At 74.0% G+C, this 11070-nt stretch carries 8 protein-coding genes, 1 tRNA gene and 1 CRISPR repeat array; of the genes, 5 read left to right on the forward strand and 4 right to left on the reverse strand.

Annotated features, from left to right (window positions below; genetic code table 11):
- The first annotated feature begins 49 nt into the window (after positions 1–49).
- A CRISPR array of direct repeats spans positions 50–811; the repeat unit is 29 nt; unit sequence CTGCTCCCCGCACCCGCGGGGATGGTCCC.
- Between the two features lie 384 nt (positions 812–1195).
- Both CCN35_RS06850 and nhaA read left to right on the forward strand, forming a co-directional pair.
- Complete coding sequence (locus CCN35_RS06850; protein ID WP_086791850.1) at positions 1196–2434, forward strand: serine hydrolase domain-containing protein; 1239 nt, start codon at positions 1196–1198, stop codon at positions 2432–2434.
- Positions 2435–2500: 66 nt separating this feature from the next.
- The gene (nhaA, locus tag CCN35_RS06855) at positions 2501–4372 is read left to right on the forward strand and encodes a Na+/H+ antiporter NhaA (protein WP_086791852.1); all 1872 of its coding nucleotides are present in this window, start codon (positions 2501–2503) and stop codon (positions 4370–4372) included.
- Between the two features lie 28 nt (positions 4373–4400).
- Here the strand turns inward: nhaA and CCN35_RS06860 are convergent, their stop codons facing one another.
- The 3 genes from CCN35_RS06860 to CCN35_RS06870 all read right to left on the reverse strand — a co-directional run bounded on the left by CCN35_RS06860 (position 4401) and on the right by CCN35_RS06870 (position 7518).
- A complete protein-coding gene (locus CCN35_RS06860) occupies positions 4401–5405 on the reverse strand; it encodes a Gfo/Idh/MocA family protein (protein WP_067394131.1) in 1005 nt (334 codons plus the stop codon).
- A gap of 121 nt (positions 5406–5526) precedes the next feature.
- Positions 5527–6318, reverse strand: a complete 792-nt coding sequence (locus CCN35_RS06865; protein ID WP_067394293.1) for an SDR family oxidoreductase — start codon at positions 6316–6318, stop codon at positions 5527–5529.
- Positions 6319–6351: 33 nt separating this feature from the next.
- Positions 6352–7518, reverse strand: coding sequence for a phytanoyl-CoA dioxygenase family protein (locus tag CCN35_RS06870; RefSeq protein ID WP_086791854.1), 1167 nt, complete (start codon positions 7516–7518; stop codon positions 6352–6354).
- A 121-nt stretch (positions 7519–7639) separates the two neighbouring features.
- Here CCN35_RS06870 and CCN35_RS06875 point away from each other — a divergent pair, with 121 nt between their 5' ends.
- The 3 genes from CCN35_RS06875 to CCN35_RS06890 all read left to right on the forward strand — a co-directional run bounded on the left by CCN35_RS06875 (position 7640) and on the right by CCN35_RS06890 (position 9769).
- Positions 7640–8671: a LacI family DNA-binding transcriptional regulator gene (locus CCN35_RS06875; protein ID WP_067394135.1), complete on the forward strand. Its 1032-nt coding sequence runs from the start codon at positions 7640–7642 to the stop codon at positions 8669–8671.
- 320 nt (positions 8672–8991) lie between these two features.
- The gene (locus CCN35_RS06885) at positions 8992–9504 is read left to right on the forward strand and encodes a hypothetical protein (protein WP_067394139.1); all 513 of its coding nucleotides are present in this window, start codon (positions 8992–8994) and stop codon (positions 9502–9504) included.
- A 191-nt stretch (positions 9505–9695) separates the two neighbouring features.
- Positions 9696–9769: transfer RNA gene (locus tag CCN35_RS06890), tRNA-Pro, on the forward strand.
- A 144-nt stretch (positions 9770–9913) separates the two neighbouring features.
- Here CCN35_RS06890 and CCN35_RS06895 read toward each other — a convergent pair.
- Positions 9914–11070: CHAT domain-containing protein (locus CCN35_RS06895; protein WP_245863055.1), on the reverse strand; the 1157-nt coding region annotated here is incomplete at its 5' end.

Below are 11070 nucleotides of genomic sequence, written 5' to 3' on the forward strand. Positions count from 1 at the left end.
CCCGCGGGGATGGTCCCGTCTTGGGCGTCCAACGGCCGTCCAGCCGCACCTGCTCCCCGCACCCGCGGGGATGGTCCCGCCATGACGCAGAAGACACCGGCCGAACTCCGCTGCTCCCCGCACCCGCGGGGATGGTCCCCGGCGGGAGCGAGTTATTGCGTAATGGAACATCTGCTCCCCGCACCCGCGGGGATGGTCCACCGGCCCGGCCCCCGGCCCGGCTCCGCCCACTGCTGCTCCCCGCACCCGCGGGGATGGTCCCTGCGTCTCCTCGCTGGTGATCTCCTCTGCGCTCTGCTCCCCGCACCCGCGGGGATGGTCCCGTTCCGGCCTGCCCTCGGAAAGGAGGGACTGTCTGCTCCCCGCACCCGCGGGGATGGTCCCAACTGGGCCCACGGCAAATCGCAGCCGCGGCCCTGCTCCCCGCACCCGCGGGGATGGTCCCTCCCGCCACCAGTCGGCGGCCGGGAGGAGCTGCTGCTCCCCGCACCCGCGGGGATGGTCCCCTGTTCGGGTCTGGCTCCGTTGCCAAGGCACACTGCTCCCCGCACCCGCGAGGATGGTCCCAACCCCAGTCGGGAGCGCGCGGAGCGGCAGCTCTGCTCCCCGCACCCGCGGGGATGGTCCCTCGTGGGACGGGTACAACGTGCCCCCGGACGGCTGCTCCCCGCACCCGCGGGGATGGTCCCGGCCGGCCCGGCAGAGGCCGGGCTGATCCCTCCTGCTCCCCGCACCCGCGGGGATGGTCCCCATGTGCTCCCCGGCCCTGGCCTGGCGTACGTCTGCTCCCCGCACCCGCGGGGGTGTCCTATCCACGAGCTGGTGCGTGAGCTGAACCGAGGCTGCCCTGTCGCCTTCTTCGTGGCCCCGGGCTCGGGGCTCCCGGTCCGGGCCGGCCGAGCAGCCCCGCCCCGCCCGGCGCAGGCTCGTCGACGGGCGGGGCGGCGGGGGCGCTCCTATGCTGAGGGCGCGGGCCGGCCGTCTGTGCGCGGCCGGTCACGTCGGTGTCCGGCGTGTGTCCGCCGGAGGTCCACCGGGCCCCGGGCCCGTCGGGGGCCGGCGGCCCTTCGCCGGAACTTGCCGGAATCCGCCGGCATCAGCCGGACGTCCGGCGGGAACACGAGGACACCGCAGCTCGTCCCGCGTCCGTCGGCGACGGCCGCGGGCACCGTTCTCACGCGTCTGGAGGCGGCCCATGACGCAGGTGTGTTCTCGACTGTGCCGGGGTGTCGTCGTCACGACCGCCGTAGGGATGCTCGCGGCACCGTTCGGTGCGGGGACCGCCTCGGCCGCGCCCCCGTCCGTGACCGGGGTCGGCGCCGCCGCCCCGTCCCCGGAGACGCCCGAGGTGCGGCCCCTCACCCCTGAGGTGACCCGCCGCCTCGACCAGGCCGTGCAGCGCGTCATGCGGCAGGCCGACGTGCCCGGGGTGATCGTGGGCGTGTGGACGCCCGACGGGCGGTACGTCAAGTCCTTCGGTGTCGCGGACCGGAGCACCGGGCGGAGGATGACGCCCGACCTGTACATGCGGATCGGCAGCGAGACCAAGACCTTCACCGTGACGGCGTTGCTGCACCTCGTCGACCAGGGCAGGGTGGGGCTGGACGACCCCATCGGCAAGTACGTCGACGGAGTGCCGAACGGGGACAGGATCACCCTGCGCCAGCTCGCCGGGATGCGCAGCGGGCTGTTCAACTACTCGGCCGACGAGGACTTCTCCCGGGCGCTGACCTCCGATCCGCAGCGGTCCTTCACGCCGCGGCAGCTGCTCGACCACGCCTTCGGGCACCCCGTGCTCTTCCCGCCGGGGGAGAAGTTCTCCTACAGCAACACCAATCTCGTCCTGCTCGGCCTGGTCGTCGAGAAGGTCAGCGGGCAGTCCCTCGCCGACTGTCTGCGCACCCGCATCCTGGAACCGGCCGGGCTGCACCACACCTTCCTCCCGGCCGGCGCGGAGTTCCCCGAGCCCCATGCGCAGGGCTACACCGACCAGACCGCGGACGGGAAGGTCCAGGACGCCGCCGACTGGAACCCCTCCTGGGGCTGGGCGGCCGGTGCGATGATCTCCACCCTCGACGATCTGCGCGTCTGGGCGCGCACCGTCGCCACCGGTGTCCTGCCGGACGGCCGCAGGCTGCTCAGTCCCGCCCTGCAGAGGCAGCGGCTCGCCACACCCTCGACCGCGGCCCCCGGCGTCGGATACGGCCTCGGCATCTTCGACGTGGAGGGCTGGATCGGCCACAACGGCTCCCTGCCGGGATACGAGTCCCTGACCGTCCACCTGCCCTCCGCACGGACGACCCTCGTCGTCCTGCTGAACACGGACATCGACCACGAGGGGAGCGAGCCCGGCACCCTGTTCGGCGAGGAGATCACGAAGATCATCACCCCGCGGCACGTCTACCGTCTGCCGGCCCGGCCCGCCGCCCGGTGACAGGCCGCCCCGCAGGCTGACGACGTGTCCCGGACGCAGCGCACCACCCCGTCGCCGCAGCCCCCCATGACCGGGCAGACCAGCGGCGGCGCGGGATCCCGCAGCCCGCTGCGGGCCTTTCTGCGGACCGAGACCGGCAGCGCCGCGGTGCTGTTCGTCGCCGTGCTCGCCGCGCTGGCGTGGGCCAATGTCCCGGGCCGCACCTACGAGACGTTCTGGAGCACCCGGGTGTCGCTCATCGCCGGCTCGTCCGGGGTGTCCCTGGAGCTGCGGGAGTGGGTCAACAGCGGGCTGATGGCGCTGTTCTTCTTCGTGGTCGGTCTGGAGACCCGCCGGGAGCTCGACATCGGGGAACTCAGAGAGCGCCGGCGGCTGGTGTTCTCGGCGATCGCCGGGATCGGCGGCATGGCCGTGCCCGTGGCGGTCTACCTGGCCGTCAACGCGGGCCACGGCACCGCCCAGGGCTGGGGCACGGCCATGTCCACCGACACGGCCTTCGCGCTCGGCTTCCTCGCCGTGTTCGGCTCCCGGATGCCCGCCGGCCTGCGTGTCTTCCTGCTGGGTGTGACGGTGATCGACGACTTCGCCGCCCTCGCCGTCATCGCCTTCGCCTACAGCGGGACCGTCTCCGTCCCCGCGCTGCTCACCGCGCTCGGCATCCTCGTCGTCCTGATCGCCCTGCGCGTGGCCGGTCTGCGGTTCTCCGCCGTGTACGTACTGCCGGCCGTGGCCCTGTGGGGTGCGCTGCTGCGCTCCGGCGTGGACCCGGTGGTCAGCGGGCTGGTCATGGGCCTGCTGACCTATGCCCACCCGGCCCGGCGGAGCGCCCTGGAGGGCGTCAGCCGGCTCTTCCGCCGCTTCCGCGAGCAGCCGACTCCCGAGCTGGAGCACGTGCTGCGCCAGGGGCTGGCCTCCACGCTGTCGCCCAACGAACGGCTTCAGCGGATGCTCCACCCCTGGACCAGCTATCTGATCGTGCCGGTGTTCGCGCTGGCCAACGCCGGTGTTCCGCTCGGCGCGGCCCGGCTCGCGGACGCCTTCGCCTCGCCGGTCACCCTCGGCATCCTGCTCGGCTTCGTACTGGGCAAGCCGATCGGCGTCCTCGGCTCGGCCTGGCTCGCGGCACGACTGGGCCGGCTGCGCCTGCCGGTCGGCTGGGGCGCGGTCGCCGTGGGCGGCACGCTGTCCGGGGTGGGCTTCACCGTGTCCCTGCTGATCGCCGCCCTCGCCTTCGACGGCGTCCGGCTGGAGGAGGCGAGGATCGGCGTTCTGGCGACTGTGCCGTGCTCCCTCCTCGTCACCTGGCTGGTGACGAGGGGAATCGCCCTGCTGCCCCCTCACCGGCGGGCCCGTGCGCTGCTGGGCGAGGGGCAGGTCCTCGTCGACCTCACCGATCCCGTCGACCCCGCGCGCGACCACGTCCGCGGCCCGGACGACGCCCCGGTGATCCTGGTGGAGTACGGCGACTACGAGTGCCCGTACTGCGGCCGGGCGGAGCCGGTCGTGCGCGAGCTGCTCGCCGAGTTCGGCGACGACGTGCGCTACGTCTGGCGGCATCTGCCACTGACCGATGTGCACCCCAGGGCCCAGCTCGCCGCCGAGGCCGCGGAGGCCGCCGCCCGCCAGGGCCGCTACTGGCAGATGCACGACCTCCTGATCAGCCACCAGGGGGACCTGCGCCCCGGCGACCTCGTGCGCTACGCCGAGCGGATCGGGCTGGACGGCGACCGCTTCCGCCGGGACCTGCGCGAGCGGGCGGGGGCGGAGCGGGTCGCCCAGGACGTGGAGTCGGCCGACCTCAGCGAGGTCTCCGGCACCCCGACCTTCTTCGTCAACGGCCGCCGCCACCACGGTGCCTACGACCTCGCCACCCTCTCGGCGGCCGTGCGCACCGCCCGTGAGCGGGCGGTGCTGGCGGGGGCGGGCCCGTCCGGCTGACCGTGCGGGCCCGCACGGCACCCCCGGGTCAGCCGAGCCGGACCTCCTCGACGCGCACCGGCCGGTGCTCCCGCAGCGACAGGGTGCACGCCTCCGCGATCCACCCGGCCTCCAGCGCGTCCGCCACCGTGCACGGCGAGGGGATCCGTCCGGCCACGACCTCGGTGAAGGCGGTGAGCTCGGCGCGGTAGGCGTCGGCGAAGCGGTCCATGAAGAAGTCGTGCGGGGTGCCGGCCGGGAAGGTCGCGCCCGGTTCGACGGACCGCAGCGGCAGCTTGTCGTCCAGGCCGACCGCGATGGAGTCCTTGAAGCCGTGCAGCTCCATGCGGACGTCGTAGCCGCGGACGTTGTGACGGCTGTTGGAGACCAGCGCGATCGTGCCGTCGTCCAGGGTGAGGACGGCGCCGGTGGTGTCGGCGTCGCCGGCCTCCTTGATGTAGTCGGCGCCCCGGTTGCCGCCGACGGCGTACACCTCGGTCACCTCCCGCCCGGTCACCCAGCGGATGATGTCGAAGTCGTGCACCGCGCAGTCCCGGAAGATGCCCCCGGAGGCGGCGATGTACGCGGCCGGGGGCGGCGCCGGGTCCAGCGTGGTCGACCGTACGGTGTGCAGCTTGCCCAGCTCACCGGCCTGCACGGCGGCGCGGGCGGCGACGAAGCCGGCGTCGAAACGGCGGTTGTAGCCGATCTGCACCGGCACGTCGCTGCCCTGGACGGCCTTGAGCACCTCGACGCCCTCGGCCATGGTGCGGGCCACGGGCTTCTCGCAGAAGACGGGCACGCCCGCCTCCACGGCGGCGAGGATCAGCGCCGGGTGGGCGTCGGTCGCGGCGGCCACGACGATGCCGTCCACCCCGGAGGCCAGGACGGCCTCGGGCGAGTCGGCCACCTCCGCCCCGAACCGTTCGGCGGCGGCCTTGGCGGCGTCCGCGAACGGGTCGGAGACGACGAGGGAGGCGACCGAGTCGAGCCCGGACAGGGTCTCGGCGTGGAAGGCGCCGATGCGGCCGAGGCCGAGGATTCCGATGCGCATGTGCTCCGCTGCTCCTTGTGTGTGGTGGCTGTTCCGTTGCCGAGAGGGCCGGAAGGAGTGTGGTGAAGGACCCGGAAGGGGGTGGAGTCGCAAGGTTCCGGGAAGGGGGTGTCCGGTGTGCTCAGTCGAGCCCGCCGAGGACGTTCTGGTCCCAGTCGATCACCGAACCGGTGACCACCCCCGACCGGTCGGACAGCAGGAGGACGACGAAGTCGGCGATCTCGTCCGGCCGGCCGAGCCTGCCCATCGGCAGCCGTGCCGCGGCCTGCTCCTGCCAGTCGTCGCCGGCGCCGTGGAAGGTGCGCTGGGTGGCGTCCTCGCCCTCGGTCGCGGTCCAGCCGATGTTCAGGCCGTTGATCCGGATCCGGTCGAAACGGTGGGCGTGCGCGGCGTTGCGGGTCAGCCCGACCAGGCCGGCCTTGGCGGCGACGTAGGGCGCGAGGAACGGCTGCCCGCCGTGCGCCGAGGACGTGATGATGTTGACGATCGTGCCGGGCGCCTTGCGGGCCACCATGTCGGCCACCGCCGCCTGCATCGCGAAGAACGGCCCCTTGAGGTTGACCGCGACATGCGCGTCGAACAGCTCGGGGGTGGTGTCCAGCAGGGTGCCGCGCGCGGTCAGCCCCGCGGAGTTCACCAGGCAGTCGATCCGGCCGTGCGCCGCGACCACCCGGGCCACCGACCCCTTGGCCTGCTCGGCGTCGGCGAGGTCGGCCCGTACGAACATCGCCTCGCCCCCGGCGGCCGTCAGCTCCGCCACCAGTGCCTCGCCCGGCTCCGGCCGCCGGCCCGTCACGGCCACCACGGCGCCCTCCCGGACGGCGGCCCGCGCGATCGCGGCGCCCACGCCCTGGGTGCCGCCGTTGACCAGGACGACCCTGTCCTCGAGCAGCCCGCCGGGCTGTCCCTTCAGAAGTGCCACGAAGTGCCTCGTTCCTTCGGTTCCTCAGCTCCGGCGCCGCTCGGCGCTCGCCCGCAGCTCGTCGCGCAGAGCCTGCGGGGTCCACTCCTCGCGCACCGCCCGCAGGACGACGTCCGCCTGGGAGGGCGGGGCCAAGCCGTCGACCGGCGGATCGTTGTCGAGGTTGGTGGGGAAGGGGTAGCCCTCGGCGCTCGCGGCGACGACCCGCCGCAGCCACGCCTCGTCCACGCCCTCGGCCTTGCGCTTGAGCAGCACCGGGAAGACCGCGTTCACCACGGCCTCGCGGTCCACGGTCTCCATCGCGCGTCCGAAGGCGGAGGAGATCTGCAGCAGATTGGCCATGCGCCGGATGTCCGCCGACCGGTTCGCCCCGGCGGCGTGGAAGAGCGCCGGGCTGAAGAAGACGGCGTCGCCCTTGGCCAGCGGCAGCTGCACGTGGTGGGCCTCGAAGTACGCCTGGAACGCGGGCAGCCGCCAGGCCAGGTAGCCCGGCTCGTAGCGCTGCGAGTACGGCAGGAACAGCGTCGGCCCGGACTCCACCGGCATGTCGCAGTGGGCGACCGCGCCCTGGAGGGTCAGGGCGGGGGAGAGACGGTGGACGTGGGCCGGGTAGGCGGCGACGGCCTCGTTGGTCAGGAAGCCGAGGTGGTAGTCGCGGTGCACGGTCTGGGCCGCACCGCCCGGGTTGACCACGTTGACCTGCGAGGTGACCTGGTAGCCGGGGCCGAGCCAGGCCTCGCTCACCAGCGCCAGGACGTCGTTGGCGTAGTAGTCGGCGAACGTCTCCGGATCGTGCAGGGCCGTCTTCTCCAGGGCGTTCCACACCCGGTCGTTGGCGCCCGGCCTGGCGAAGTGGTCCCCGGCGCCGGCACCCGAGGCACGCTGCCCGGCGATCAGGTCCTGGAAGACGGCCGTGGCCCGGTCGACCACCGCGGTGTCGGGGAAGGCGCCCCGGAACACCACGACGCCGGGGCCGTCCTCCAGGGCGCGGACCAGCTCGGCCTGCACGGCACGGCGGTCGTCGGCCTCGCGCAGCCGTCCGGCGTCGTAGAGGAGGACGTTCCGCTCCACCGAGGAGGCGTGCGGATAGTCGGCGGGGTCGGTGGTGCGCTCGACGAGCGCGCGGAAGGAGTCGAGATCGCAGTCCTGCTCGGACAGCCAGGACCGGCGGTGGGAGGAGGGGAAGGACATCGTCGTCCTTTCGTGATCGGGCGACTGGGCCCCGAGGGGGCGCGGTCCTGACATTATTGTCAGGACAAACACGTCGAACAACCAGCAACGAGCCCTCAAAAACCCCTCAAGGAGCGTGCGCATGGGGCACCCCTTCCCGATCCGTGAGATCGCTCGTCAGGCCGGGCTGAGCGAGGCCACCGTCGACCGGGTGCTCAACGGGCGCGGCGGGGTGCGGGAGAGCACGGCGCAGGAGGTGTACCGGGCCATCGCCGACCTCGAGCGGCAGCGCACCCAGGTCCGGCTGATGGGCCGCACCTTCATGATCGACATCGTGATGCAGGCGCCCGAGCGGTTCAGCAGCGCCGTACGGGCCGCCCTGGAGGCCGAGCTGCCGTCCCTGCACCCGGCCGTGGTGCGCTCCCGCTTCCACTTCCGCGAGACCGGCCCGGTGCGCGAGCAGGTCGCCGTCCTCGACCGGATCGCGCGGCGCGGCTCGCAGGGCGTGATCCTCAAGGCTCCGGACGTCCCCGAGATCACCGCGGCCGTCGGCCGGCTGGCGGAGGCCGGCATCCCGGTCGTCACCCTGGTCACCGATCTGCCCGCCAGCGCCCGCCTCGCCTATGTGGGCATCGACAACCGGGCGGCCGGCGCCACGGCCGCCTATCTGATGAGCCAGTGGCTGGGCGACCGGCCCGGTCATGTGCTCACCAGCCTCAGCAGCGGCTTCTTCCGCAACGAGGAGGAGCGCGAGATGGGCTTCCGCAGCGTCATGCGGGCCGCCCGTCCACGGCGGACGCTGGTGGAGATCACCGAGGGGCAGGGCCTGGACGCCACGCAGTACGACCTGGTCCGGGAGGCCCTCGAGCGGGACCCGGAGATCTGCGCGGTCTACTCGATCGGCGGCGGCAACAACGCCACCGTGCAGGCGTTCAAGGACCTGGGCCGCGAGTGCGCGGTGTTCATCGCCCACGACCTCGACGAGGACAACACCCGTCTGCTGCGCGAGCACCGGCTGTCCGCCGTGCTCCACCACGACCTGCGCCAGGACATGCGGGAGGCGTGCCACCTGGTGATGCGCGCCCACGGCGCCCTGCCGCCCGCCGGGCCGACGCTGCCGTCGGCGATCCAGGTGGTGACCCCGTACAACATGCCGGCGGGGGCGACGGGTTGACCTCGCGTTGACCTCGCGCGCGGGGACCGCGGGGTGATCGCGCACGCCTTGCGCAGGTTCTCGCGCACCGTCCGCGTCGTACGGCCGCCCCTGCGCGGCACCGCCATGTCGCCGGAACCGGTCTCCGGGGCCGGGCCGCCCTCGGCCCGGGGCGCCGGGCCGCCGAGCACCACGAACACCGCGCCCCGGAGCGCGGGAGACCGGCGCCGGGGCGCGGACATGTGCGGACATGTGCCGCGGCCCGCGGCGAAGTGGCGGGAGCGGGCGGCCCGGGTGATCGTTGAGGGAACCGTCCCCGTACGTCCGTGAGGAGAGCGCTCATGGCCGACAGCGCGGTGACCGTTCCCCGGCGGTCCGGACACGACACCTCGTCCATGATGCTGTTCGGCGGGGTCTACGGCGCCGTGGTGGCCAGTGCCGTGGTCGCCGCGCTCACCGAGTACGGCCACAACTCGGCGGCCGACCGCCGCTACGACGCCGCCTGGCTGCTGGTGACCGCGTTCGCCTCCGCCTTCGCCCACGGCTACGCGCACCACATCGCCGAACGCGGCCCCCGCTCGCGCACCTCGCTCCTGCGGGCCCTGGCCGACGAGTGGCCGCTGGTGGCCGCCATGCTGCCCAGCGTGCTGATCCTCGCCGGGGCGGGCTGGGGCTGGTGGCCCGCCGACGACGTCGAGTACCCGGCCTTCGCCCTCAACATCGTCCTGCTCTTCGCCCTGGGCCTGGCCTCGGCCAGACGGGCGGGACGGTCGTGGGCGCGCGCCCTGCTGACCGGGGCGGCGGACGCCCTGATCGGGCTGTTCGTGGTGGTGGCCAACGCGATCATCAAGTGAGACGGCCGTCGGGTGATGCGGTCCTACGACGACGGCGCACCACCGGGCCCGTCCGGGTGACGGGGAGCGGAGCGGACAGGGCACCGGACCTCCCCGCCCGGGGCCGTCTTCGGGGAGGCGGTCGGACCACACGTCGTCGTGCGGTAGGGTGGGTCCGCGCGTTCACGCGGGTCCACCGCGCGGGAGCGCACCGGGACGTGGCGCAGCTTGGTAGCGCACTTGACTGGGGGTCAAGGGGTCGTGGGTTCAAATCCCGCCGTCCCGACAGAGCGAAGCACACGGCGGAGGGCCGTGCCGGGGCGTCCGGCACGGCCCTCCGCCTGTTCTCCCGGGAAACGGCTGCGGGACTCGGGTAGGCGGACGGGTACGCCCTCGCCCCCGGACGGCTCGCCCTCGGACCGTCCGCCTCTCAGGCCGCCCCGAACGCCGAGAACGCCCACCCCGTCGCCTGGTGCACGGCGTCGCCCGCCACCGCGGCCCGCGCGTCGCGCAGCGCCTCGGCCAGACAGAGCCCGGCGTCCAGACCCTTGTGCAGGGCGAGCATCAAAGGGACCACCGCCTCGTCGTTGACGGGCGCGCTGCAGGCCACCACCCCGGCGGTGCCGAGCGGCAGCAGCGCCGTGACCAGACCGAGGAGTTCATCGGCGCCCACCGAGGCGAACCGGGCGGTGTCGCAGCAGGAGAGGACGATCCGGTACGGGCTGCGGTGCAGGCGTTCGAAGTCGTGCACGATGAGCGGCCCGTCGGCCATCGTCAGGGACGAGAACAGCGGGCTGTCCGCACGGAAGGTGCCGTGCGCGGCGATGTGCGCGAGCGCGGCCCCGTCCAGCTCCCGCAGCACCCGCGGCACCTGGGCGTCCTCCCCCTCCAGGACGGTCGGGGCGCCGTACCGGCCGGCCAGCTCGGGCACCTCCGCGCCGCCGGTCGCCAGCCCCGGCCCGCGGACCAGCACCTGACGGCCGCCCGGCGGCGGCTCGGTCTCGCGGGCGCGCAGCCAGCTGCTCGCCGACGGCGACACGCTCAGCACCCGCTCCCGCAGCGACGGCAGCAGCGCCCAGGGCACCCGGTGCAGCGAGCCCGGCGGCACCATCACGACCGGCCCGGAGCCCAGGTGCCGGGCGGCGGGCCCGAGCAGCAGCTCCTCCAGCCGGCGGCCCGCCGCCTCCACCAGCGGCAGCCGGGCCGCCGCCCCCGGATGGGCCAGCCGGCGCAGCCCCGCCTGCACGTACTCGGCCTCGGTCACCGCGTCGGCGAGCCGGCCCGCCTCGAAGCGCCGCACCCGCCCCTCGCCGCACAGCAGCACATGCACCCGCCCGTTCAGCACGGCCAGTTCGACCAGCCGTGCGTCCCCGAGCCGCTCCAGCAGCCGGGCCGGGTCGAAACGGCCGCCGCCGCCGGGCGCCTCGCCGCGCAGATACAGGGTGCGGCAGCGGATCGCCTGCTCCAGACGCCGCTGCTCCCGCTCCAGCGCGGGAACGGGATGCCCCTCCTGGCGGGCGGCCTGGGCACGGGCGGCGATCTCCCGGAACGCCGTCAGACTGCTGAGCAGGGCGTGGTCGGCGGGCG

It is taken from the genome of Streptomyces thermovulgaris, assembly GCF_002155915.1.
GTDB classification, from domain to species: Bacteria; Actinomycetota; Actinomycetes; order Streptomycetales; family Streptomycetaceae; genus Streptomyces; species Streptomyces thermovulgaris.